The following is a 24,723-nucleotide window of genomic DNA, read 5'->3' as shown; positions in this document are numbered from 1 at the left end:
GGGCGCCGGGAGGTACGGCGCGTCGCCGGGGTCGGGGGCGGGACTGCCGCTGCGTTCGAGGTGCGCGCCGAGCGCCCGGAGGCGGGTGTCGAGGCGTTCGTAGCCGCGGTCGAGGAAGGCGACGCCGCCGATGCGGCTGGTGCCCTTCGCGGCGAGGGCGGCGACGACCAACGCCCCCCCGGCTCGGATGTCGGCGGCGTGCACGTCGGCGGGCTGAAGGGCGCCGCCGTCGACGTGCAGCGTGCGGTCGACGAGCTCCAGCCGGGCGCCCATCTTGCGGAGTTCGGGGACGTGCGTGAAGCGGTCGGGGTACACCGCGTCGCGGACCTTCGCGGCGCCGGGCAGCGTCGCGAGGTACGCCCCGAAGGGCGCCTGCAGGTCGGTCGGGAAGCCCGGGTAGGGGGTGGCTTCGACGTCGACGGCGTGGAGCGGACCGGCGGCGTCGACGACGACGCCGTCGCCGTTGGGGTGCACCAGGACGCCGGTCGCTTCGAGGGTCGCGATCACCGCGCCGAGGTGGTCGGTGCGGACGTTGTGCAGTTCGGTCCGGCCGCGCGTCGCGGCGGTCGCGAGCAGGAAGGTGCCGGCCTCGATGCGGTCGGCGATGGGGGTGAACGTCGCGCCGTGCAGCCGGTCGCGGCCCTCGACGGTCAGGACCGACGTGCCGGCCCCGCCGATGCGGGCCCCCATGGCGTTGAGGAGGGCGACGAGGTCGCCGACCTCCGGTTCGAGGGCGGCGTTCTCGATGACGACGCGGCGGCTGCCGAGGGCGCTGGCGAGGAGGACGTTCTGCGTGCCACCGACCGTGGGGGCGGGGAAGCGGACGTGGCCCTCGAGCGGGCCGCGAGCGACGGCGACGAAGTCGCCGTCGACCTCGTCGACGTCGACGCCGAGCGCTTCGAACGCGGCGATGTGGCGGTCGACCGGGCGGGGCCCGAAGGCGCACCCGCCGGGCACCCCGATGCGGGCGTGGCCGGCGCGCCCGAGGAGGGCGCCCATGGCGACGAAGCTGGCGCGCATCTTGCGGACGAGGCGGAACGGGGCGTCGCTGCGGTGCACGTGGGCGGCGTGCAGGTGCAGGTCCGCACCGTCCCAGCGCACGTCGACGCCGACGTGCTCGAGGATCTCGAGGCCGACGAGGACGTCGCTGAGCTTCGGGACGTCGCGCAGGTGGAGCGGTTCGTCGGTGAGGAGCGACGCGAGGATGAGGTAGAGCGCGGAGTTCTTCGCCGACTGCACGCGGGTGCGTCCCTCGAGGGGGCGTCCGCCGTGGAGGACGAGGGCGGCGTCGTCGTCGCTGCGGGGCGTCATCGGCGGGGGCCTCCTGGGGGCGCGGCGGGCGGGGGGTGCATGCGCACGCACCCGGAGGTACGTACACATCGTGTGTAGCATCATGCTAGGCAGGACGACGCACATTGTCAAGACGATGTGGGTCGCGCTACACTACCGCCGAGGAGGCGACGTGCCGAAACGCGAGAAAAGCAAGCGGCTGCAGGTCGTCATCAGCGAGGCGCAGGATTCCCTCCTGACGAAGACCGCCTACCGCCTCAGCAACCCCGAACGCCTCGTCTCGAAGTCGGAGGTCGTCCGCCTCGGGATTCAGATGCTCAACAAGGCGGTCGAGGACGGCGACCTCGATCCCGCCCTCCTGAACGACCTCGACGGCGACGACGCCTGAGTCGATGTTCGACGTCGGCGACGTGCTCGCGGACCGCTACGAGATCGAGGGGCCGCTCGGGCAGGGCGGCATGGCGCACGTCTACGCCGCGTACGACCGGCACCTCGAGCGCGGCGTCGCACTGAAGGTGCTCCGCCCCCACCTCACCGAAACCGACGCGGAACGCTTCCGCCGGGAGATCCGCGCGCTCGCGCGCCTCTCCCACCCCGGCATCGTCACGATCCTGGACCTCGGGACGGACGACGTCGTGTACTTCGCGATGGAACGCATCACCGGCGGCCCCTTCACCGACCTCGGTCCGTGGGAGGACGACGCGGAGAGCGCGGAGCGGTTCCTGCGCGCCGCGATCACCGTCGCGGAGACGCTGGGGTACGTCCACGAACTCGGCATGGTGCACCGCGACCTCACCCCCCGCAACGTCCTGCTCACCGACCGCGGGGCGCCGAAGGTCATGGATTTCGGTCTCGTGCAGCTCACCGAAAGCGACGGCGAACTCACCCGGACCGGCACGACGCTCGGGACGCCGCAGTACATGGCGCCCGAGCAGGCGACCGGTGCGACGACCGGTGCCGCGACCGACCTGTACGCCCTCGGGGCGGTCCTGCACCGCACCCTGACGGGCGAAGCGGCGTTCGACGCCGACAACGACCAGGCGGTGCTCTACCAGCACGTCTACGGCGACGTCGCCTCCGCCCGGGACGTCAATCCGCTGGTCCCCCCGGGCCTGGCGCGCCTCGTCGCCGCCCTCCTCGCCAAGGACCCCGCCGACCGCCCCGCCTCGGGGTACGCCGTCGCGGACGCCCTCCGCGACGTCGCCGCCGACGTCGCCGTCCGTGCCGCCGCCCACCCCGCGGGCGGCGCGGCCGCCACGGGCGTCCACCCCGCCGGCCCGACCGGGCCGGACGCCCCGGCGGTGCGCTGGCGGACGCACCTGCGCGCGGGCCCGCAGGGCGCCGCCGGCCTCACCGCCCGGGACGGGCGGCTGCTGGTCGCCACGCGCGGGGACGCGGTCGTCGTCCTCGACCGCTACCGCGGGGCGCCGGTCGCGACGCTCGCGCTGCCCGACGAGGCGGCCGCGCCCGCCCTCGCGACCGCGAAGGCGGTGGTCGCCGCCAGTCGCGACGGGACGGTATCGACGTTCGCGTGGCCCGACGGGGCGCACCTCCACCGCGACGCGGAGGCCGGCGCGGTCGGGATCGCCGCCGTCGGCGACGACGTGCTGGTGGCTCGCGACGTCGGGGCCCTCGAGCGCCGCGCGCCCGACGGTGCCCTCCGCTGGCGGGCGACGCTCGACGCGCCGGCCGCCGTCCCGCCCCTCGTGCACGCCGGGGCCGCGCTGGTGGCCGACGCCGACGGGGCGCTCCTGGCGGTGGACCTGACCGACGGGCGGGAACGCTTCCGCGCGCACTTGGGCGCCGTCCCGGCGCCGTTCGCCGCGTCGGGGGGCATCGTCGTCCTCCAGGAACGCAGTGGGGAACTCCACGGGTTCGTCCTCGCCGCGCACGACGTCGCGTGGAGTTTCGGGTTGGACGCCGCGGTGTACGGTCCCCCCGCCGTGTGGGCCGGCCGCGTGTACCAGGCCGGCTGGTCGGGGGCGCTGCACTGTCTGTCGCTGCGGACCGGCGACGAACTGTGGGTCCGCCCACTCCCGGGCGCCGTGACCGGCGCTCCGGTCGTCGCGCGCGGCCGCGTGTGGGTCGCGACCGAAACCGGCGAGGTCGCCGGCTTCGACGCGCGCGACGGCCGCCCGGTCGGGCGCGCGTCGGTCGCCGCCGCCCCCATCCAAGCGTCCCCCCTCCCCCTCGACGACCAGGTGATCGTTGCGGCGACCGACGGCACCGTCGCCGCGCTCGGCGCGCCCGACGCGTAGGCCCCGTCGCCGGTCAGCGGGGACGCGTCGAGGCGGGAAGGCCGACCGTCGACAACGAACGCTCCGCGAACCAACTCCCGACGTCGCTCGCGTCGCGCCCCGGCAGGTCGTTGGGGGCGACCCGCCAGAAGGCGTGCCGGAGGGCCGACCAGCGCGCGAGGATGCGGGTCGCCTTCGGGCTGCGCGTCGCGGCGGCGTGCCGCTCGAGGAGGCGGAGCAGGAGCTCCTCGTCGGGCCCCCCCACGAGCCGGTCGACGTCGACCGACGCGGGGTTGTAGCGCCCGTCGAACGTGCCCTCCTCGTCGAGGACGAAGGCGACGCCGCCCGACATGCCGGCCGCGAAGTTCCGCCCCGTGGACCCCAGCACGACGACCGTCCCCCCCGTCATGTACTCGCACCCGTGGTCGCCGCACCCCTCGACGACGACGTGCCCACCGGAGTTGCGGACCGCGAGGCGTTCGCCCGCCGCGCCGGCCGCGAACAACCGCCCCCCGGTCGCGCCGTACAGGACCGTGTTCCCGAGGAGGACCGGCGGCGTGGCCTCCTCCTCGCGGTGCAGCGCCCGGAGGACGATCTCGCCGCCCGACATGCCCTTGCCGACGTAGTCCTGCGCTTCGCCGCGCAACGCCAGGCGGACGCCGGGCACGAGGAACGCCCCGAAACTCTGGCCGACGGGGCCGTGGAAGCGCAGGCGGACGGTGCCCTCGGGGAGGCCTTCGGCGCCGTACGCGCGGGCGATCTCGCCCGACAGGCGCGCCCCGATCACGCGGTCGCGGTTCGTGGTGTCGTAACCGCGGTCGCTGCGCCCGAACTCCTCCAGGTCGCGCCACACGTCGGTCCAGACGCGCTCGTCCAGCGGTTCGCCGCCCGGACGGTCGTTGCGGGGGTGGACGTTGCGGAGGGTCGCGTCCGGCGTGACGTGCGACGCGTCGAGCAACGAGCTCAGGTCCACGCTCCCCCCCCGCGGGAGGGGCACGTCGCGCTCGACGAGCAGGTCGCTGCGCCCCACGATCTCGTCGAGGCGGCGCGCCCCGAGGGCGGCCAGTCGCTCGCGCACCTCCTGCGCCACGAAACGCATGAAGCGCACGACGTGCTCCGGGTCGCCCTTGTAGCGCGCGCGGAGGTCCTCGCGTTGCGTCGCGACGCCGACCGCGCACGTGTTCAGGTGGCACTGGCGCAACATCGCGCACCCCGCGGAGACGAGCGCGGCGGTGCCGAAGCCGAACTCCTCCGCGCCGAACACCGCACCGAGCACCACGTCGCGACCGGTCTTGAGGCCACCGTCGACGCGGACCGTCACCCGCCCGCGCAGGTCGTTCTCCACGAGCGCGCGTTGCGTGTCGTGCAGCCCGAGCTCCCAGGGGACGCCGGCGTGCTTGATGCTGCTGAGGGGGCTGGCGCCGGTGCCGCCGTCCGCGCCGGAGATCTGGACGTTGGCGGCGTACCCCTTCACGACCCCCGCCGCGATCGTTCCGACGCCGTGGGTGGAGACGAGCTTCACGCCGATGCGCGCCTCCTTGTTGACGCGCCCGAGATCGTGAATGAGTTGCGCGAGGTCCTCGATCGAGTAGATGTCGTGGTGCGGGGGGGGACTGATCAACGTCACGCCCGGCACCGAATGGCGGATCCGCCCGATCTCCTCGTCGACCTTCACGCCGGGGATCTGGCCGCCCTCCCCCGGTTTGCTGCCCTGCGCCATCTTGATCTCGATCTCGCGGGCGGTCGTGAGGTAACGCGCGGTGACCCCGAACCGGCCCGAGGCGACCTGCTTGATGGCGCTCGCCCCGTGATCGCCGGCCACGGGGTGCCAGGCCGCCTCCGACCGGTCGGGCCGGTCGCGGTCGTAGGGTTCGTAGCGGACCGGGTCCTCGCCACCCTCCCCGCTGTTCGACTTCGCGCCGAGCCGGTTCATGGCGATCGCCAACGTCTCGTGCGTCTCGCGACTCACCGCCCCGTGACTCATCGCCTGCGTCGTGAAGCGTCGCGCGAGCGCATCGACCGACTCGACCTCGTCGATCGGTACCGGATCGCCGAGCGGCTTCACGTCGAGCAGGTCGCGGATCGTGGTCGGCGGGCGGTCGTGCACGAGGTCGGCGTACCGCTGGTACGCCTCGGCGTCGTCCTCGCGGACCGCGACGTGCAGCGCCTTGAACACCGCCGGTTCGAAGGCGTGGTATTCGCCCGCCTTGCGGAAGCGGTAGACGCCGCGATCGCGCAGGGCCGGCGCCTCGCCGAACGCTTCGGCGTGGAAGGCGAGCACGTCCCGCGCGAGGTCCGTGAGGTCCACCCCCCCGAGGTGCCCGAACGTGCCCCGGAAGTAGCGGTCCAGGACCGCGCGATCCAGCCCGACCGTCTCGAAGATCTGCGCGGCGCGGTAGCTGCTGATCGTCGAGATGCCCATCTTCGACATGATCTTCAGGAGGCCCTGCTCGACCGCCGCGCGGTAGTTGCGGACCGCGGCGTCCGGCGTCGGGGCGGGCTCGCTTCGCTTGACGTGGTCGGCGACGTCGCGCGCCGTCGCGAAGGCCAGGTAGGGGTGCACCAGCGCCGCGCCGTAGCCGATCAGGGCGGCGAAGTGGTGGTCCTCGCGGGGTTCCGCCGTCTCGCAGATCAACGCCGCCCGCGTCCGCAGTCCGTCGCGAATGAGGCGGTGATGGACCGCCGCCGTCGCCAACAGCGCGGGGATGGCGGCGGTGTCCGCATCGATGCCGCGGTCGCTGAGGATCAGCAGGCCCGCACCGTCACGGACGGCATCCGCCGCGGCGTCGCACAGCGCTTCGACCGCCGGCTCGAGCGCTTCGGGGCCCCCCGCGACGGCGAACGTCGTCGCCAGGCGGGTGGTGGCGAAGCGGTCCTGCCCCTCGATCCACGCGAGTTGCGTCGCGTCGACGAGGGGGCCGTCGAACCGCAGGACCGCCGCGAGCGCTTCGCCCTGCTCCAGCAACGGGGCGCGCGGCCCGACCGTCGTCTCGAGGCTCATGACGGTCCGCTCGCGGTAGGGGTCGATCGGCGGGTTCGTCACTTGCGCGAAGCGCTGCTTGAAGTAGCGCCACAGCGGTTGGGGGTTGGCCGACGTCGCGGCGAGGGGGGTGTCGTCCCCCATCGACCCCAGCGGGATGGCGGCGTCGAACGCCATGGGCGCGAAGATCCGTTCGAGGTCCTCGGTGCCGTACCCGACGGCCGTCTGCAGGCGCGTGCGGGCCTCGCCGTCGGGCGCGTCGGCCTGCAGCGAGTCCGGTTCGGGGGGCCGCGCGAGGTTCGCGCCCAACCAGGCGCGGTAGGGCTCCGCGGCGGCGAGCTCGGCCTTGAGTTCCGCGTCGCGGAGGATGCGCCCGTCGCTCGTGTCGACCGCCAGCATCTCGCCGGGGCCGAGCTTGCCGCGCTCGACGATGTCGTCGGCCGGGAGCGGGACCATGCCCGCCTCGCTGCCGACCACCACGAGCCCCGATTCGCTGACGTGGTAGCGCTGGGGGCGGAGCCCGTTGCGGTCGAGGGCGGCGATGGCGCGCGTTCCGTCGCTCACCGCGAGGGCGGCGGGGCCGTCCCACGGCTCCATGACGCTGGCGTGGTAGCGGTAGAAGGCACGCACGGCGGGGTCCATCGCGTCGTCCCCCTCGAAGGCCGGCGGGACCAACATCGCCAGGGCGTGCAGCGGGTCGCGGCCCGAGAGCGCCAACAACTCCAGGACGTTGTCGAGCGCCGCGGAGTCGCTGGCGACCGCCTGCACGACCGGCAGGAGGTCCGCGACGTCGTCGCCCCACACCGCGCTGGTCAACACCGGCTCGCGGGCCGCCATCAGGTTGACGTTGCCCTGCAGGGTGTTGATCTCGCCGTTGTGCGCCAACATCCGGAACGGTTGCGCCAGCGACCAGCGGGGGATGGTGTTCGTCGAGTAACGCTGGTGGAACACCGCCAGCGACGTCTCGTAGTCCGGGTCGGCGAGGTCGCGGTAGAAGGCGTCGAGCTGGTCGGCGACCATGAGGCCCTTGTAGACGACCGTCCGGCTGGAGAACGACGAGACGTAGGCGCGCCCGAGGTCGGCCGCCTCGAGGGCGCGCTCCATGCGTTTGCGCGTCAGGTACAAGCGCCGCTCGAAGGCGAGGGGGTCGAGCCCGTCGGGCCGCGCCACGATCGCCTGCTTGAACACCGGTCGGCGCCGCCGCGCCAACGCCCCGAGCGCGTCGTCGTCGAGGGGCAGGTCGCGCCACAGGAGGAGGCGGACGCCGCTGCGCGCGAGCTCGTCCTCGATGACGGCGTACAGCGGGCCCACCTCCGCGTCGTTGGCGACGAAGAACATGCCGACCGCGAGGTCGGCGTCCTCGACGTCGGTGATGCCGTGCGCGGCGAGGTCGCGCTTCAGCAGTCGGTACGGGAGCTGCGTGAGGATGCCGGCGCCGTCCCCGGTGCGGCCGTCGGCGCTGACGGCCCCGCGGTGCGCGAGGTTCCGCAACGCCTCGAGGGCGTGCTCGAGGACGCGGCGTTCGCGTCGGCCGTGGAGGTCGGCGACGAACCCGACGCCGCAGGCGTCGCGCTCGTGGGGCCATGCGAGGCGTTCGAAGTCGGAACGGGGGGCGTCGTGCACGGAGACCTCCTGGGGCACGGGGCGACGGCCGGGAGGCCGTGTGGGACGATATCCGAGGGCGTCGGGGGTGTCAAACGAAGGGGGCGTCCGACCCCGGACGGTGCCCGACCGAACCGTCGTTTTGAAAGCCTAAGGAAGAACCCGCCTTCGATTCGTCGGCGGCGAGGCGGGTTTGCCGTCGTCGGGCCGCCCGGGTCAGGCGACCGGCGGGCCCTCGCCGGCGGCGTTCGTGGAGGCCTCGGCGACGCCCGCCTCGGCCTGCGCCGCCCCGCGCGGTCGCGGCGCGACGCCGTCCTTGACGAGCTTGTACTCGATCGCGTCGATCAACGCCTGGTACGACGCGTCGATGATGTCGGTGCTCGCGCCGACCGTGCCCCACGTCGCCTCGCCGTCGCCGTACTCCACCTGCACGCGAATGACGCTGGCGGTGCCGGTCTCCTCCCCCGACAACACCCGCACCTTGTAGTCGACCAGCTCGAGGTCGGCGAGCGACGGGTAGAACCGCTCGAGCGCCTTGCCGAGCGCCCGGTCGAGGGCGTGGACGGGTCCGTCGCCGTCGGCGGCGGTGTGCTCCTCGGCGTCCCCGACCGCCACCTTGATCGACGCCTCGGCGCGGGGCACGCGGTCGGCGTCGCGCTTGTCGATCACCACCGTGAAGCCCCCCAGATCGAAGTAGGGACGGTGCTCGCCGCGCACCTTCGCCGCCATCAGCCGGAACGACGCTTCCGCGCCCTCGAAGGCGTACCCGCGGTGCTCGAGCTCCTTGAGTTTCGCGACGACCTCGCGGGCGCCGTCCCCCACCGCACCGTCGCCGGCGGGGAACGGCCCCTCCCCCATCGCGAGGACGTTGGCGCGGCCGGAGAGGTCGGAGACCAACACCCGCCGTTCGTTGCCGACCGCTTCGGGGGGGAGGTGCTCGTAGCTCTCCGGGCGCTTCGCCACCGCGGAGACGTGCACGCCGCCCTTGTGCGCGAAGGCGCCGTCGCCGACGTACGGTGCGCGCGGGTTCGGCGATAGGTTGGCGCGCTCGTCGACGTACCGCGCGACCTCGCGGACGTGCGCGAGGTCCTGCGGCTGGTCGAAGCCGAGCTTGAACGCCAGGTTCGCGGTGATCGACACGAGGTTGGCGTTCCCGGCGCGCTCGCCGTACCCGCCGATCGTGCCCTGCACGTGCCGAGCGCCGGCCGAGACCGCCGCGAGGCTGTTCGCGACCGCCAGCTCCGCGTCGTTGTGCGCGTGGATGCCGATCGGGACGCCGAACCGCGCCACCACCTCGCGCGTGCGGTCCGCGACGACGTCGGGCAACGTGCCGCCGTTCGTGTCGCACACCACCAGCCGCGACGCGCCGCCCTCGGCGGCCGCCTCGAGGGTCGCGTGGGCGTAGGCCGCGTCCTCGCGCGCACCGTCGAAGAAGTGTTCGGCGTCGTAGACGACCTCGCGTCCCTGCGCGACGAGGAACGCGACGGACTCGCGAATCATCGCCAGGTTCGTCTCCAGGTCGGTGCCGAGCGCCTCGCGGACGTGCAGCGTCCACGCCTTGCCGAACACCGTCACGACCGGCGTCCCGGCCGCCACCAACGCCGCGAGGTTGGCGTCGTCCTCCGGCGCGACGTCCTTGTGGCGGGTGCTGCCGAACGCCGCGAGGCGCGCCCGCGCGAGCGGCACGTCGCGCATCCGCTCGAAGAACTCGACGTCGCGGGGGTTCGAGCCCGGCCAGCCCCCCTCGATCGCGTCGACCCCGAACGCGTCGAGGCGCCGGGCGACGGCGACCTTGTCGGCGCTCGTCAACGCGAACCCGATCCCCTGCGTCCCGTCGCGCAGGGTGGTGTCGTAGATCTCGACGCTCACGACGCTGCGGCGCCGCGCGCGTCGTCGGCCGGTTCGCTCGGGACGACGTCGTCGGGCCGCGGTCCGCCGTCGGGTCGGCCGAGGCCGGCGGCGAGCTTGTTCATGGCCTCCAGGTACGCCTTCGCCGACGCCTCGACGACGTCGGTCGACAGCCCGCGCGCATGCACGACGCGGTCCCCTTCGCGGGCGCGGACGGTGACCTCGCCGAGCGCGTCCTTGCCGTGACCGACCGAGCGGATCTCGTACGACTCGAGCCGCAACGCGCGGCCCGTCAACCGCTCGATCGCGTGGTAGATCGCGTCGACCGGCCCGTCACCGACCGACGCCTCCTCGCGCGCTTCGCCGTCGATCTCCACCTCGACCGTCGCGACCGGCGTGACGCCGGTCCCGCTCTGGAACTGCACGCGGCGCAACGCGTACGTCTCCGGCACGCGGGTGGTTTCCGCGTCGACCAGTGCGCGGATGTCCTCGCTGGTGACGGTCGCCTTGCGGTCGGCGAGGTCCTTGAACTCCGCGAACAGGCGGTCGAGGTCCGCCTCCTCGAACGCGGCGTACCCGAGGTCCTGCAGCGTCGCGCGGAAGGCGCGACGCCCCGAGTGCTTGCCCATGACGAGCACGCCGGCGTCCCGCCCGACGGTCTCGGCGGACATGATTTCGTACGTCTCGACCGCCTTGATGACGCCGTCCTGGTGGATGCCGGACTCGTGCGCGAAGGCGTTGTCGCCGACGACCGCCTTGTTGGGTGGCACCACCATCCCCGTCATCATCGACACCATCCGCGACGTGCGGTACAGCTCGCGGGTCGTCACGTTCGTCGCGTGCCCCCACACGTCGGCGCGCGTCTCGAGCGCCATGACGATCTCCTCGAGGCTGGCGTTCCCGGCGCGCTCCCCGATGCCGTTGAGGGTGCACTCGACCTGCGTCGCGCCCGCCCGCACGCCGGCGAGCGAGTTGGCGACCGCGAGGCCCAGGTCGTCGTGACAGTGCGTCGACAGGTCGACGTCGCGCAACGCCGGCACCCGCTCCCGCAGGCGTTCGATCAACGCGCCGTACTCCCACGGCGTCATGTAGCCGACCGTGTCGGGCACGTTGATGGTGGTCGCGCCGGCGTCCACGGTCGCAGCGAAGATCGCTTCGAGGAACGCCGGGTCGCTCCGGCCGGCGTCCTCGGCGCTGAACTCGACGTCGTCCACGAACGACTTCGCGAACCTCACGGCGTCCACCGCCCGCTCGAGCACGGCGTCGGGCGTGCTCTGCAGCTTCTTCTCGATGTGGATGGGGCTCGTCGCGATGAAGGTGTGGATGCGCGGCGCCGCGGCGGTCTCGAGCGCCGCGGCGGCGCGCTCGATGTCGCCGCGATGCGCGCGCGCGAGGCCGGCGACGACGACGTCGGCGTTCTCCTCCGCCGTGACCCGCGCGATCTCCGAGACGCTCTCGAAGTCGCCGGGCGACGCGACGGGGAAGCCGGCTTCGATGACGTCCACGCCGAGCCGCGCGAGCTGGCGCGCGATCTCGCGTTTCTCGCGCAGGTTGAGCGTGACGCCGGGGCTCTGCTCGCCGTCGCGCAGGGTCGTGTCGAAGATCTTGATGCGGGCCATGGGACGTACCTCCCGGGGGCGGGGTGCGGGGTGCCTACGACGCGATGAAGGACATCATCTTGCGTAGTCGCTTGCCCACGGTCGCCACCAGGCTGCGGTCGCTGGCCGCGCGTTCGGTCTTGAGGCGCGGCTGCCCCACGCGGTTCTCGAGCAGGAACTCCTGCGCGAACGTGCCGTTGCGGATCTCCTCGAGGACGTCGCGCATCTCCGCGCGGGTCTCCTCCGTCACGATGCGCTTCCCGGTCCGGTAGTCGCCGTACTCGGCGGTGTTGCTGATCGAGTGCCGCATGGTCTCGAAGCCGCCCTCGTAGATCAGGTCGACGATCAACTTCATCTCGTGCACGCACTCGAAGTAGGCGATCTCCGGCTGGTAGCCCGCCTCGACGAGGGTGTCGAAGCCGGCCTGCATGAGTTCGCTCACGCCGCCGCACAGCACCGCCTGCTCGCCGAACAGGTCGGTTTCGGTCTCCTCGCGGAACGTCGTCTCCAGCGCCCCGCCGCGCGTCCCCCCGATCGCCTTGGCGTACGCCAGGGCGCGCGGCATCGCCTCCCCGGTCGCGTCGACGTCCACCGCGACGAGGCAGGGCACGCCGCCCCCCTCGACGAACACGCGGCGCACCAGGTGCCCGGGGCCCTTCGGCGCGATCATGACGACGTCGACGCCCTCGGGGGGCGTGACCTGGTGGAAGACGCGATTGAAGCCGTGCGCGAACGCCAGGGCGTCGCCCGGCGCGAGGTTCGGCGCGATCTCCTGGGCGTAGACCGCCCCCTGGATCTCGTCGGGCAGGAGGACCATCACCAGGTCGCCGGCCTTCGCGGCGTCGGCGATGCCGGTGACCTTCAGGCCGGCGGCCTCCGCCTCGGCGCGCGAGGCGGACCCCTCGCGCAGGCCGACGACGACGTCCAGGCCGGAGGCGTGGGCGTTCAGCGCGTGGGCGTGGCCCTGCGAGCCGAACCCCAGGATGGCGATCGTCTTGCCCTGCAGGACCTGCAGGTTCGCGTCGTCGTCGTAGTAGATGGTGGCCATGATGCTCCTTCGTGGGGGCGGGGGTACCGCGGGAGGGGACGGGGACGGGGGAACGGAACGCGCCCCGGGCGGACGCCCGGGGCGGAGGGTCGGGGCGGGGGCGTCAGGTCACGTCGGCCCGCTCCTGGACGGCGCCCTCGCCGCCGCGCGCCGCCCGACCGGCGCTGCGCGGCAGCGCCACCCGGCCGGTGCGGATGAGTTCGACGATGCCGAAGTCCTGCATTTGGTCGATGAAGGCGTCCATCTTGCCCTCGTCGCCGGTCAGTTCGAACACGAGGGCGCGCCGGGCGACGTCCACGATCCGCGCGCGGAAGTCCTGCGCGATCTGCCGCAGCTCGACGCGTTCGTCGGGGCCGCGCACCGCGACCTTGATCAGCATGAGCTCCCGATCGACGAAGTTCGTTTCGGTGTGATCGACGACCTTGAGGACGTCCACGAGCTTCTGGAGTTGCTTCTGCACCTGCTCGATCGTGCCGGGGTCCCCGTCGACGACGAACGTCGTTCGGCTGAGGCCGGGCGTTTCGGATTCCGCGACGGACAACGACGCGATGTTGAAGCCGCGACGGGCGAAGAGGCCGGCGATGCGGACGAGGACACCCGGTTCGTCGCGGACCGTGACGGAGATGACGCGCCGCGTCGAGACGCCACTCACGAGGTCGCCTCGGGCGTCTCGGGCTCCTGGTCGCCGATCATCATTTCGTCGACGCCGGCGCCGGCGGGGATCATCGGGAAGACCTTCTCGGATTCGTACACCACGAAGTTCAGCAGCGCCGGCCCACCCCGCGCGACGACGTCGGGCACGAGGGTCGCGGCGGTCTCGCGATCGAAGACGTTGTGCCCCTCGATGCCGTACGCCTCGGCCAGCTTCGCGAAGTCGGGGTTGCTGTCGGCGAGGAAGATCTCGCTGTAGCGCTGCGCGTGGAACAGCTCCTGCCACTGCCGCACCATGCCGAGCACCCCGTTGTTGGCGATGGCGATGAAGATCGGCAGGTCGTGCTTGCGGATCGTCGCGAGCTCCTGGATGTTCATTTGGATGCTGCCGTCCCCCGCGATCAGCACGACCGGCGTCCCCGGGTTCGCGAACGCCGCACCGATCGCGGCGGGCAGCCCGAAGCCCATCGTCCCGAGCCCCCCGGACGTGATCCAGGTGCGCGGGGCGTGCGTGGGGAACAGGCGCGCGGCGAACATCTGGTGCTGCCCGACGTCGGTCGCGACGATGGCGTCGGGCCCGACGACGTCGCGCATGAGCTCGATCACCTCTTGGCTGACCAGCGGCTTGTCGGTCTTGTAGCGCTCGGGGTAGCGCGCCTTCCACTCGCGGAGTTGCGCCCACCACGGCTCGACGTCCAACGGCCCCAGCTCGTCGGCGAGGCGCGGCAGGACGTCGCGCAAGTCCCCGACGACCGGCACGTGCGCGTGCACGAGCTTGGAGATCTCCGCCGGGTCGACGTCGATGTGGACGACCGTCGCGTTCGGCGCGAAGCGACTGATCTTGCCCGTCACGCGGTCGTCGAAGCGCAGGCCCGCCCCGATGATTAGGTCGCAGTGCGTGATCGCGCGGTTGGAGGTGACGGTGCCGTGCATGCCGGGCATGCCCAGCGCCTGGTCGCGGCCCGCGGGGTACGCCCCGATCCCCATGAGGGTCGTGATGACCGGCACCCCGAGGCGTTCGGCGAACGCCATGACCTCGGGGGCGGCGACCTGACCGCCGCCGCCCACCATCATCACCGGCTTCTCCGCGGCGCGGATCGCTTCGGCGGCCTTGCGGATCTGGCCGGCGTGCCCGCTCCAGGTGGGTTGGAACCCGGGCAGGTCCACCTCCACCGGCGCGTCGGGGTCGCCCTCGAAGACCGCCTGCTGGACGTCCTTGGGGACGTCGACCAGGACCGGGCCGGGCCGGCCGGTCGTGGCGATGTGGAACGCTTCGGCGATGACGCGGGGGAGGTCCTGAACCGACTTGACGAGGAAGTTGTGCTTCGTGACCGGCCCGGTGATCCCGTAGACGTCCGCCTCCTGGAAGGCGTCGGTCCCGATGAGGCTGGTGGGGACGTTGCCGGTGATCGCGACGACGGCGCTGCTGTCCATCATCGCGGTCGCCAGGCCCGTCACCAGGTTCGTCGCGCCGGGACCGCTGGTGGCGATCACGACGCCGGGCTTGCCCGACGCCCGGTAGTAGGCGTCGGCGGCGTGCGCGCCGGCCTGCTCGTGACGGACCAGGACGTGCCGGACGTCACCATCGTAGATCGCGTCGTACACGGGCATGATCGCGCCCCCGGGGTGCCCGAAGGCGACCTCGACCCCGTGGCGTTCCAGCGCGCGGATGATGACTTCGGCACCGTTCATGGTTCCTCCTCGGCCCGTACGCGGGCGGCCTACCTGACGATGCACGAGAACGTCCCACCGAGGTGCGGTCGGCGGGACGTCGCTTCGTGCGTGGCGTGATGCAACGACTACGCAGCGCGTCCCGACCCGACTAGGCCTACGACCTCGAGGGTCGACACGGTCCGGACGGGGGCTGCGGCGTTGCTCACTGCGGCGGAGTATACGGCCTGCTAGCGTCCCTGTCAACGCGCGCGTTCCGTCGCCGACGGACGCCGCGGCCCCTTGGGAGGTGGCCCGTGGAAACCCTTCGCGTCTCCGCAACGTCCCGGCCCCACGCCGTCGCCGGCGCGATCGCCGGCGTCCTCCGGCGCGACCGCACCGTCGCCGTCCAGGCGATCGGCGCGTCCGCCGTCAACCAGGCGATCAAAGCGCTCGCCGTGGCCCGCGGCTACCTCGCCGACGACCGCCTCGAGCTCGCCGCGACGCCGGGCTTCGTGACGCTCGAGCTGCACGGCGAGGAACGCACGGCGGTGCACCTCCACGTCGCCGCCCGCCCGAACGGCGTGGAGGCGACCGGCACCCCGCCCGAGGCGCGCCGGGCGCCGATCGTTCGTTGGGCCGACGCCCTCCTCGACTGACGACGGTCGCCCAGGACGCCCCCCACCGTGCTCGCGCGACGTACCCTGAATCCCTGGATGCGGGCGACCCGCCCGGCCCCGGCGCCCCCGCCGAGGCCGAGGACGGCGTCCGCCGACCCCCAGGAGGTCCACGATGTTCGCGATCTTCATCCTCATGATGGTCCTGACGCTCGGGGCGCAGTGGTACCTGCGCTCCACCTTCGGCACCTGGTCGAAGAAGGCCAACACCGCCGGCCTCACCGGGCGCGACACCGCCCGCACGATCCTGCGCAAGCACGGCCTCGACGACACCGTCGCCATCGAGCAGGTCCGCGGCGAACTCAGCGACCACTACGACCCCACGAAGCGGGTCGTGCGCCTCTCCGACCCGATCCACTCGCAGGCCTCCGTCGCCGGCATGGCGGTCGCCGCGCACGAGGTGGGGCACGCCCTGCAGCACGCGAACGCCTACGCGCCGCTGCAGTGGCGCAGTGCCCTGATGCCGGTCGCCAACATCGGGGGGCAGTTCGGGCCCTACCTGGCGATCTTCGGGCTGATGCTCGGCGCGTCGGGCCTCCTAAACGTCGGCATCGTGCTTTTCGGCGCGGCGGTCGCGTTCCAGTTGGTGACGCTCCCCATCGAGTTCGACGCCTCGCGCCGCGCACTCGCGGAGATGCGCGACCTCGGCATCGTCACCCAGAACGACGCCGGCGGCGCCCGCGCGGTCCTGAACGCCGCCGCGCTGACGTACGTCGCCGCCGCCGCCGGCAGCGTGATGTACCTGCTGTACTTCATCCTCATGGCGCGCCGCTGAACCCCGGCGTGGGCGCCGCGCCCCACGCCGACGCCCCCCGCGACCCGCGCGACGTCGCCTTCGACGTCGCGCGGCGGGCCGCGCGGACCGGGCGGCTGTCCCGTACCCTCGGGCGCGCCCTCGACCACAGCGGCCTCCACGGTCGCGACCGGTCCGCGGTCACCGACCTCGCGTACGGCGAAGCGCGCTGGCGCCGCTGGCTCGACGCCGCCCTCGCCCCGCACCTCGGCCGCCCCGACGCCCTCCCCCCCGACGTCCGCACGCTGCTCCGGCTCGGAACCTTCGACCGACTGAAGCGGGGTACGCCCGCGCACGCCGCGACGTCGACGTGGGTCGACGTCGCCCGCCGCCGCACCCCCCGCTTCGCGAAGCTCGTCAACGCCGTCCTGCGCCGCGTCGCGCCCCCCGAGGCGCCCTCCCCCGCCCTCGCGGCGTCGCTCCCCGACGCGACGTACGCGCGCCTCGTCGCCGCGCTCGGGGACGACCGCGCCGCCACCGCCGCCGCCGCCATGCGGACGCCCGGCCCGACCTGGCTGGCGGTCCTGGCGCCCGACGCGGACGCGGCGCTCGCCCGCGACGGCGCGGACGTCGCGCCCGGCCCCGTCCCGGGCACGCGTCGCGTCCGCCCAGCGGGCCGGCTTGGCGACCTCGAGGCGTTCCGGCGGGGCCTCGTGCAACCGATGAACCCCGCCTCCACCCTCGTCGCGCACGCCCTGCAGGCGCCCACGGGCGCCCGCGTGCTCGACCTCGCCAGCGGGCGCGGCATCAAGGCGGCGGTCCTCGCCGCCGGCGGCGCCCGGGTCGAGGCCGTCGAGCGCGACCCCGGCAAACTCGCGGCTGCGCAGCGCAACCTCGCGCGCCTCGGGCGACGGACCGACGCCCGCGCCGCCGACCTCCTCGCGCCCGACGTCGCCGCCGACCTCGCCCGCGACCCCGCCCCCTACGTCCTGCTGGACGCCCCCTGCAGCGGGTCGGGCACGCTGCGCGGCCACCCGGAGATCGCCGACCGGTTCGACGTCGCCGACCTCCCCGCCCTCGCCGACGCCCAACGCCGACTCCTGCACGTCGCCGCCGACGCCACCGCCGCCGGCGGGACCCTCGTCTACGCCACCTGCTCGCTGTTCGCCGAGGAGGGCCCGGACGTCGTCGCGCAGGTCCTGCACGCCCGCGGCGACCTGACGCCCGACCCGCCCCCCTTCGCGACGCTCGCGCCGGACGTCCCGCTCCACCCGGCCGCCGTCGGGACGTTCACGCTGCCGGCCGACGGCCTGGACGGCTTCTACGTCGCGCGCCTGCGCCGGACGGCCACCCCGTGAGCGCCCCCACCGGCCCCGTCCTCCGCTCCGCCGGCGCGGCGGGCACCGTGACCGGCTCGTGCCACCACCTCACCTACGCCGGCGCCCGCCTCCTCGTCGATTGCGGCGCCTTCCAGGGCCCCGCGGACCTCGAGGCGCGCAACGCCGAACCGTTCCCGTTCGACCCCGCCGCCCTCGACGCCGTCGTCCTCACGCACGCGCACCTCGATCACGTCGGGCGCCTCCCCCAGCTCGTGCGGGCGGGCTTCCGCGGCCCGGTCCTCGCGGCGCCCGGCACCCGCGACGTCGCCGACGTCATCCTCCACGACGCGGCGAAGATCGCCCGCGAGGACGTGGAGCGCGCCCGCCGCAAGGCCCGGCGGGCCGGCCGCGAGGACGCCGTCGCCCCCCCACCGTTCGACGAAGCGGACGTCGAGGCCGCCCTGCATCGATTCCGGACCGTCGCGTTCGGCGCCGCCACCGACGTCGCCGGCCTCCGCGTCACGCTGCACCCCGCCGGGCACGTCGTCGGCAGCGCCTGGGTCGCCCTCGACGGCCCCGAGGGCCGCATCGTGGCGTCCGGCGACCTCGGGAACCGCGAGAGCCTCCTGCATCCCGCCCCCGCCCCGCCCGACGCCGCCCGGGCGGTGCTGTGCGAAGCGACGTACGGCGACCGGACGCACCGCTCGCGCGCCGCGACCCGCGCGGAGTTCGCCGACGTCCTCGCGCAGGCCGCGTCGGCCGGCGGGCGGGTCCTGATCCCCAGCTTCGCGCTCGAGCGCACGCAAGCGGTGCTCTACGAGATCCACCGCCTCCAACGCGAGGGCACCGTGCCGGAGGTGCCCGTGGTGCTCGACTCCCCGATGGCGTCGCGCATGACCGAGATCTACCGCCGTCACCCCGACGCCTTCCGGCCCGAGGTCCGCGCCCTCGCCGGCGACGGCGACCCGTTCACGCCCCCGCGCTTCCAGGCGACGCCCGACGCGGCCTCCAGCCGCGCCCTGAACGACCGCGAGGGCCCCCTGATCGTCGTCGCGGGCTCCGGCATGATGACGGGCGGACGGATCCTGCACCACCTCAAGCACCACCTCTGGAAGGACGACACCCGCGTCGTCGTGGTCGGGTACCAGGCCCGCGGGACGCTCGGGCGGGCCCTCGTGGGCGGCGCGACGCACGTGCGGATCTTCGGGGACGCGATTCGGGTCCGGGCCCGCATCCACACCATCGGGGGGCTCTCCGCCCACGCCGACCGCGACGACCTGCTCGCGTGGCTGGCGCCGGTCCACGGGGCGAAGGTCCGCCTGGTGCACGGCGAAGCGGACGCGCTCGACGCGTTCGCCGCGACGCTCGGCGACCGGGGCCACGACGCCGCGGTCGTCGAGGAGGGCCGCGCGACGGCGCTCTGAGCGCCCCTCAGGGCCGGCGTTCGGGATCGCCGTCGGGCGGCGTCGCCCCCGCGGGCGTGGGGTCCGTCCCGGGCCCCTCGAAGAGCGGGGGCTGGTGCACGTTCCCGACCTCCAACGCCGTCAACCCGACCCCCAACAGCCGGACCGGACGCGCGAGCGGCACGCGGGTCGTCAGCAGGTCCCGCGCGACGGCGTGGATCGTCTCGACCGCGTCGGTCGCCGCGGGCAGCCGCACCTGGCGGGTGTGCACCTGGTGGCGGTCGTCCTTGACCTTCACGACGACGCCGCGCCCCCGGACGCCGGCCCGGCGCGCCCGGTGCGCGGTGTCGGCGCACACGTCCGGGAGCGCCTCGACGAGGTCCTCGACGCCGCTCCGGTCGCGCGCGAACGTCGTCTCCGACGACACCGACTTGCGGACGCGGTGGGGGTCGACCGGCCGTTCGTCCTCGCCGCGCGCCATGTGCCACAGGTCGCGCCCCACCTTCCCGAAGTGCCGCTCGAGGGCGTCCGGGTCGTACGCCGCGACGTCGCCGGCGGTCGCCACGCCCAACGCCGCGAGGCGTTCCGCGGTGCGCGGCCCGACGCCGTGGATGCGGCGGACCGGCAGGTCGCGGAGGTACGCCTCGGCGTCCTCGGGCGGCACCGTCTTCACGCCGTCCGGCTTCGCGTCGTCGCTCGCGAGCTTCGCGACGAACTTGCAGTACGACACCCCTGCGGACACGCGAAGGCCGGTCTCGCGGTGCACGTCCCGCCGGATCGCTTCCGCGACGCGCGTCCCCGACGGCGGTCCCCGCAACGGCTCGGTCACGTCGAGGTACGCCTCGTCCAGCGCGAGCGGCTCCACGGCGGCGGCGTACGTGCGGTAGATCGCGAAGATCTCGCGGCTCACCGCCCGGTACGTCTCCATGCGGGGCGGCACGAACCGCAGTTCGGGACACCGGCGGGCGGCCTCCGCCGACGGCATCGCGCTGCGCACGCCGAAGGCGCGCGCCTCGTAACTGGCGGTCATGACGACGCCGCGCCCCGACGCGCTGCCGACGGCGACCGGGACGCCGCGGAGGCTCGGGTCGTCGCGTTGCTCGACCGACGCGTAGAAGGCGTCGGCATCGAGGTGCACGATCCGCCGCACGCGCTCAGGCTACCCGGCCGCGGCCCGCGTCGGCCGGCTTACCGCTCGGGCGCGCCGGACGGGGTCTACTCCGGGTCATGGATTGGGAACTGCCCGTCATCGCGCTCCGCAATCAGGTGGTGCTGCCGCGTACGCTCGAGAACGTCGACGTCGGCCGCCCGAAGTCCAAACGCGCGCTCCAGGAGGCGCAGGCCGCCGACAACCGCGTGCTGATGGTCGTGCAGCGCGAGGCGCGGGTCGACGACCCGAACGGCGAGGACCTCTACGACGTCGGCACCCTCTGCGTCGTCAAGCAGGTCATCCGGCTGCCCGACGACACCCTGCAACTCCTCGTCGAGGGCCGCGAGCGCGCCGCGATCGACGGGTACGTCGACGGGCCGTCGCTGCGGGCGCAGGTCCACACCCTCGACGAGTCCCCGTCCGACGGGGCGGCCGGCGAGGCCGACGCGGGCGGGACCGACGCGGGCGAGGACGGCGGCGACGCGGCCGACGGCGACGTCGCCGACCTCGTCGAGCGCACCAAGACCACGTTCCAGGAGTACGCGCAGCAGAACAAGGGCCTTCGGTTGGATTCGTTCCACCTCGAGAACCTGCGGAGCCTGACGGAACCGGGCGCCGTCGCCGACGTCGTCACGAAGTACGCGACGTGGGACGTGCCCGACAAGCAGGCGGTCCTCGAGGAGGCCGACCCGCACGCCCGCCTCCGGCAGGTGCACGGCTACCTCGCGCGCGACCTCGAGCGCTTCGACACCGAGAAACAGATCACCTCGCGCGTCAAGCAACAGATGGACGCCAACCAGCGCGAGTACTACCTGCGCGAGCAGATGAAGGCCATCCAGAAGGAGCTCGGCAGCGACGAGACGTCGGAACTCGACGAGCTCCGCGAGAAGGTCGACGCGAAGGGCCTGCCCGAGGCGGCACGCGAGCGCGCGGAGAAGGAGCTCGACCGGCTCGAGAAGATGCCGGGCGGCAGCCCCGAAGCGACCGTCGTGCGCACGTACGTCGACACCCTGCTGGAGCTGCCGTGGAGCGAACGCGACGAGGAGACCCTCGACGTGGCGCACACCGCGGAGATCCTCGACGAGGACCACTACGCGCTGCAGGAACCCAAGGAACGCATCCTCGAGTACCTCGCGGTACGGCAGCTCGCCGCCGACGCCGAGGACGCGGAGTACAAGGCGCCGATCCTCTGCCTCGTCGGGCCGCCCGGCGTCGGCAAGACCAGCCTCGGCGCGTCGATCGCGCGGAGCATGGGGCGCTCGTTCGTGCGCATGAGCCTCGGTGGGGTGCGCGACGAAGCGGAGATCCGCGGGCACCGCCGCACCTACATCGGCAGCATGCCGGGCCGGATCCTGCAGGGCATGAAGACGGCCGGCTCGACGAACCCGGTGTTCCTCCTCGACGAGGTCGACAAGATGACCGCCGACTTCCGGGGCGACCCGAGTTCCGCCCTGCTGGAGGTGCTCGACCCGGAACAGAACGCGACGTTCGCGGACCACTACCTGGAGATCCCCTACGACCTCTCGCAGGTCATGTTCATCACGACCGCCAACAGCCTGGCGACGATCCCGCGGCCGCTGCTGGACCGCATGGAGGTCATCCAGATCCCCGGCTACACGCTGCAGGAGAAGCTGGAGATCGCGGCGCGCTACCGCGTCCCGCGGCAGGTGCGCGACCACGGGCTGTCCGACCGCCTCGAGGTGACGCCCGAGGCGCTGCGGACGGTCGTCACGGAGTACACCCGCGAAGCCGGCGTCCGCACCCTGGACCGGTTGATCGCCAAGATCGCGCGCAAGAGCGCCAAGCGCTACCTCGACGCGCCGTGGGAGGACGCGCACGCCGTCGATCCCGACGAGACCCGCACCCTGTTGGGGGTCCCCCCCTTCCGCGACGAACGCGCGGAGAAGGAGCCCCAGGTGGGCCTCGCGCACGGCCTCGCCTGGACGTCGGTCGGGGGCGTGACGCTGGACGTCGAAGCGATCGCGGTGCCGGGCAAGGGCAAGGTGGCCCTCACCGGCCAACTCGGGGAGGTCATGAAGGAGTCGGCGCAGGCCGCCATCGCCTACCTCCGCAAGCACCAGGTGGCGTTCGCGCTGCCCGAAGGGTTCCACGAGAGCCTCGACCTGCACGTGCACGTCCTCGAGGGCGCCACGCCGAAGGACGGGCCGTCCGCCGGCATCGCGATCGCGACCGCGGTCGCGTCCGCCCTGACCGGCCGACCGACGCGCGGCGACGTCGCCATGACGGGGGAAATCACCCTCCGCGGTCGGGTCCTGGCGATCGGGGGGGTGAAGGAGAAACTCCTCGCCGCCCACCAGGCGGAGATCCACCGCGTGTTGCTTCCCGAGGACAACCGCGCGAACCTCGACGACGTCCCCGACGCCGTCCTCGAGGAGCTCGAGGTCACCCTCGTGCGGGACTTCCAGGACGTGCTGGACGCCATGCTGCTCGACGGAGACGCCGCCTTCGCGCCGCCCCCCGCCGCGGAGGACGCCGCCGGCGACCGCCCCGGCGCCAGCGCCTGAGCGGCGCCCGCCGGGGCGTCAGCGGCGGGGGGCGGTGGGCGGCGCGACGCGCGCCAGGAGCGACGCGATGACCGTCAGCACGAGCGCGGCGAGCACCGCGCCCCCGAAGCCGGCCAACTCGAGCGGCGTGAGGGCCGCCACCACCGCCAACGACAGGGCGTTGACGACCAACAGGAACGCCCCGAACGTCACGAACGTCAGGGGGAGCGTCACGAGGATCAACACGGGCCGCAGGACCGCGTTGACGAGGCCGAGCACCAACGCGGTGATCAGGAGCGTCCCCAGCGAGTCCCCCGCGAGGCTCGCGCCGATGTCGAGCTCGACGGTCAACCACAGCGCGACGGCGTTCAGCGCCCAGCGCCACAGGAGGTGCATGGCGTCAGGGTACCGCGCCCTCGCGCGCGCCCCCCGTCACGAGACCGCGCCGGGGGGCCGCTCCAAGCGGCGCGTTCGCCGCGCCCCCTCGAAGCCGACGCCCTCCAGGATGCGGCGCCACGCCGCGTCGCTCGCGTCGACGTCGGTCCGGACCGAGCCGAGCGGACTGCGGCCGGCGAGCTCCTGCAGGACGGTGACGACGAGGCGGTGCGCCATCTCGCTCGCGGTGCGGTGGCGGCGCGTCACGCCGGCCGCCTCGAGGCGGTAGACGGCGTCGACGCCGCCGCGCCCGGCGTGCACGAAGGCGTAGCCGACCGGCGCCTGGTCGGGGGTGGGGCGCGCCAGGAACCACAGGTCGGGCCGGAAGGTCCCGCCGTGGCGCTTCCGCCACGACCAGTGCCCGTCCGATACGGCGCGCGCTTCGGCGTCGGCGTAGACGCGCCGGAAGGTGGCGTCGCGGTCCTGCGTCCACGCGTCGAGGGTGAGGGGCGCCCCGAGCGGCGGGGTGTCCGCCAGCGCGAAGCGGAGCGCGTCGCGTTCCACGACGTGGAAGCCGTGCGCCCCGAACCAGCGCCGCAGGTCGCCCGCCGGACCGTCCGGGTAGGGCCCCAGGTCGACGGCGAGGGCGTCGTGCGGGGAGCGGCGCACGACCGCGTCGATCAGCGCGTGGCCGGCGTCGACGTCGTCGCGCCACACGGGACCGAGGCGGCGGGTCGCATCGACCGCATCCACCGCATCGACGGCGTCGACCGCGTCGGGGGGTGCGGGCCGGACCGCGACGCCGGCGCGCGGGGGCCCGCCGCCGGTCCCCTCGACGAGGGCGTGGGGGGCGGCGGCGTGCGCGTCGCGCACCCGCGCCCCGAAGCGGCGCGCCAACCCCACCGGGTCGTCGTGCCCGAGGTAGTGCAGGCTCCGCGACAGGAACCACACCCACTCGTCCGGCGCCAACGTCCGCATCACGGCGTGGACGATACCGCGCGCCTCCGTGCGATGGTGAAGCCGTGAAGGACCTGAGGATCCTCGGGGGCGTCGCGAAGGGCGCCGTCCTCGACACCCCGCGGCGCGGGACCCGGCCGAGCCCCTCGCGCTTGCGCGAGGCGGTGTTCGACGCGCTGCAGTTCGCGCCCCGCACCCCGTTCCTGGACCTGTACGCCGGCACCGGCGCCATCGGTCTCGAGGCCGCCAGCCGCGGCTTCCCGGTGACGCTGGTCGAACGCTCCAGCGCGGCGGCGGCGGTCCTGCGCCGCAACGCACGGCGGGCCGGCCTGGACGTCGAGGTGCTCGAGGCGGACGCGCTGCGCGTGGCGCGGGACCGGCCCGACGCATACGGCGTGACGTTCGTCGCGCCGCCCTACCCCGACGACCTCGCGCGGATCTTCGCGGCGGTCCTCGAGGCCGGCGGGGTCGCGCCCGGCGGTCGTTGGCTGCTGCAGCACCCGACGCGGTTCGACGCCGCCGCCGCCCTCGAGGGCCCCCTCGCGCGGCTCGGGGCGGCCGCGCCCCGCGTCCGCCGCTACGGCAGCAACGCCGTCACCGAGGTGCGTCGCCCTTGAGCCGTCCGGCCGACGGGCGCGCGGGCGCGCGGTGCTACACTCCGGGGCGTGAAGCGGGGCGCGGGGTCCGTCCCGGACGTCGCT

At 73.9% G+C, this 24,723-nt stretch carries 18 protein-coding genes; 8 read left to right on the top strand and 10 right to left on the bottom strand.

The window, feature by feature from the left end:
• On the bottom strand, nt 1-1,311 hold a 1,311-nt coding region (murA, locus tag RI554_00765), incomplete at its 3' end, for a UDP-N-acetylglucosamine 1-carboxyvinyltransferase (GenBank protein ID MDR9390541.1).
• Nucleotides 1,312-1,462: 151 nt separating this feature from the next.
• On the opposite strand from murA, the gene RI554_00760 reads away from it, so the two are divergent.
• On the top strand, nt 1,463-1,678 hold the full coding sequence (locus tag RI554_00760; GenBank protein ID MDR9390540.1) for a transcriptional regulator: 216 nt from the start codon (nt 1,463-1,465) through the stop codon (nt 1,676-1,678).
• Nucleotides 1,679-1,682: 4 nt separating this feature from the next.
• Nucleotides 1,683-3,548, top strand: coding sequence for a serine/threonine-protein kinase (locus tag RI554_00755; GenBank protein ID MDR9390539.1), 1,866 nt, complete (start codon nt 1,683-1,685; stop codon nt 3,546-3,548).
• A 13-nt stretch (nt 3,549-3,561) separates the two neighbouring features.
• Here the strand turns inward: RI554_00755 and gltB are convergent, their stop codons facing one another.
• The 6 genes from gltB to ilvB form a co-directional block, all read right to left on the bottom strand.
• Nucleotides 3,562-8,130 (bottom strand): glutamate synthase large subunit, encoded by a 4,569-nt coding sequence (gene gltB / locus RI554_00750; GenBank protein MDR9390538.1) that lies wholly within the window; start codon nt 8,128-8,130, stop codon nt 3,562-3,564.
• A gap of 195 nt (nt 8,131-8,325) precedes the next feature.
• Entirely contained in the window at nt 8,326-9,978 is a 1,653-nt protein-coding gene (gene cimA / locus RI554_00745) for a citramalate synthase (GenBank protein MDR9390537.1), read from the bottom strand.
• On the bottom strand, nt 9,975-11,576 hold the full coding sequence (locus tag RI554_00740; protein MDR9390536.1) for a 2-isopropylmalate synthase: 1,602 nt from the start codon (nt 11,574-11,576) through the stop codon (nt 9,975-9,977). The genes cimA and RI554_00740 overlap by 4 nt, the downstream gene beginning before the upstream one ends.
• 34 nt (nt 11,577-11,610) lie before the next feature.
• Nucleotides 11,611-12,603 (bottom strand): ketol-acid reductoisomerase, encoded by a 993-nt coding sequence (gene ilvC, locus RI554_00735; GenBank protein ID MDR9390535.1) that lies wholly within the window; start codon nt 12,601-12,603, stop codon nt 11,611-11,613.
• A gap of 103 nt (nt 12,604-12,706) precedes the next feature.
• Nucleotides 12,707-13,255 (bottom strand): acetolactate synthase small subunit, encoded by a 549-nt coding sequence (gene ilvN, locus RI554_00730; protein MDR9390534.1) that lies wholly within the window; start codon nt 13,253-13,255, stop codon nt 12,707-12,709.
• Nucleotides 13,252-14,946 (bottom strand): biosynthetic-type acetolactate synthase large subunit, encoded by a 1,695-nt coding sequence (gene ilvB, locus RI554_00725; protein MDR9390533.1) that lies wholly within the window; start codon nt 14,944-14,946, stop codon nt 13,252-13,254. Before ilvB ends, ilvN begins: the two co-directional genes overlap by 4 nt.
• Nucleotides 14,947-15,221: 275 nt before the next feature.
• Here ilvB and RI554_00720 point away from each other — a divergent pair, with 275 nt between their 5' ends.
• From RI554_00720 to RI554_00705, 4 genes are all read left to right on the top strand, one after another.
• Complete coding sequence (locus RI554_00720) at nt 15,222-15,563, top strand: stage V sporulation protein S (protein MDR9390532.1); 342 nt, start codon at nt 15,222-15,224, stop codon at nt 15,561-15,563.
• A gap of 133 nt (nt 15,564-15,696) precedes the next feature.
• Nucleotides 15,697-16,356, top strand: coding sequence for a zinc metallopeptidase (locus tag RI554_00715; protein ID MDR9390531.1), 660 nt, complete (start codon nt 15,697-15,699; stop codon nt 16,354-16,356).
• A gap of 8 nt (nt 16,357-16,364) precedes the next feature.
• Nucleotides 16,365-17,672 (top strand): RsmB/NOP family class I SAM-dependent RNA methyltransferase, encoded by a 1,308-nt coding sequence (locus tag RI554_00710; protein MDR9390530.1) that lies wholly within the window; start codon nt 16,365-16,367, stop codon nt 17,670-17,672.
• Complete coding sequence (locus RI554_00705; GenBank protein ID MDR9390529.1) at nt 17,669-19,057, top strand: MBL fold metallo-hydrolase; 1,389 nt, start codon at nt 17,669-17,671, stop codon at nt 19,055-19,057. The genes RI554_00710 and RI554_00705 overlap by 4 nt, the downstream gene beginning before the upstream one ends.
• A 7-nt stretch (nt 19,058-19,064) precedes the next feature.
• On the opposite strand, the gene dinB is transcribed toward RI554_00705, so the two are convergent.
• Nucleotides 19,065-20,186 carry a DNA polymerase IV gene (gene dinB / locus RI554_00700; GenBank protein MDR9390528.1) on the bottom strand — a complete coding sequence of 374 codons (1,122 nt, stop codon included), beginning with the start codon at nt 20,184-20,186 and terminating at the stop codon, nt 19,065-19,067.
• Between the two features lie 77 nt (nt 20,187-20,263).
• Between dinB and lon the strand changes: the two genes are divergently transcribed.
• Nucleotides 20,264-22,711, top strand: coding sequence for an endopeptidase La (gene lon / locus RI554_00695; protein ID MDR9390527.1), 2,448 nt, complete (start codon nt 20,264-20,266; stop codon nt 22,709-22,711).
• An 18-nt stretch (nt 22,712-22,729) separates the two neighbouring features.
• On the opposite strand, the gene RI554_00690 is transcribed toward lon, so the two are convergent.
• Together RI554_00690 and RI554_00685 are read right to left on the bottom strand one after the other, a co-directional pair.
• On the bottom strand, nt 22,730-23,086 hold the full coding sequence (locus RI554_00690) for a phage holin family protein (protein MDR9390526.1): 357 nt from the start codon (nt 23,084-23,086) through the stop codon (nt 22,730-22,732).
• 36 nt (nt 23,087-23,122) lie between these two features.
• A complete protein-coding gene (locus RI554_00685; protein MDR9390525.1) occupies nt 23,123-24,046 on the bottom strand; it encodes a hypothetical protein in 924 nt (307 codons plus the stop codon).
• A gap of 41 nt (nt 24,047-24,087) precedes the next feature.
• Between RI554_00685 and RI554_00680 the strand changes: the two genes are divergently transcribed.
• The gene (locus tag RI554_00680; protein MDR9390524.1) at nt 24,088-24,639 is read left to right on the top strand and encodes an RsmD family RNA methyltransferase; all 552 of its coding nucleotides are present in this window, start codon (nt 24,088-24,090) and stop codon (nt 24,637-24,639) included.
• Nucleotides 24,640-24,723 lie beyond the last annotated feature (84 nt).

It is taken from the genome of Trueperaceae bacterium (assembly GCA_031581195.1).
Lineage (GTDB): Bacteria > Deinococcota > Deinococci > Deinococcales > Trueperaceae > SLSQ01.
This window is presented reverse-complemented; position numbering and strand designations above follow the sequence as displayed.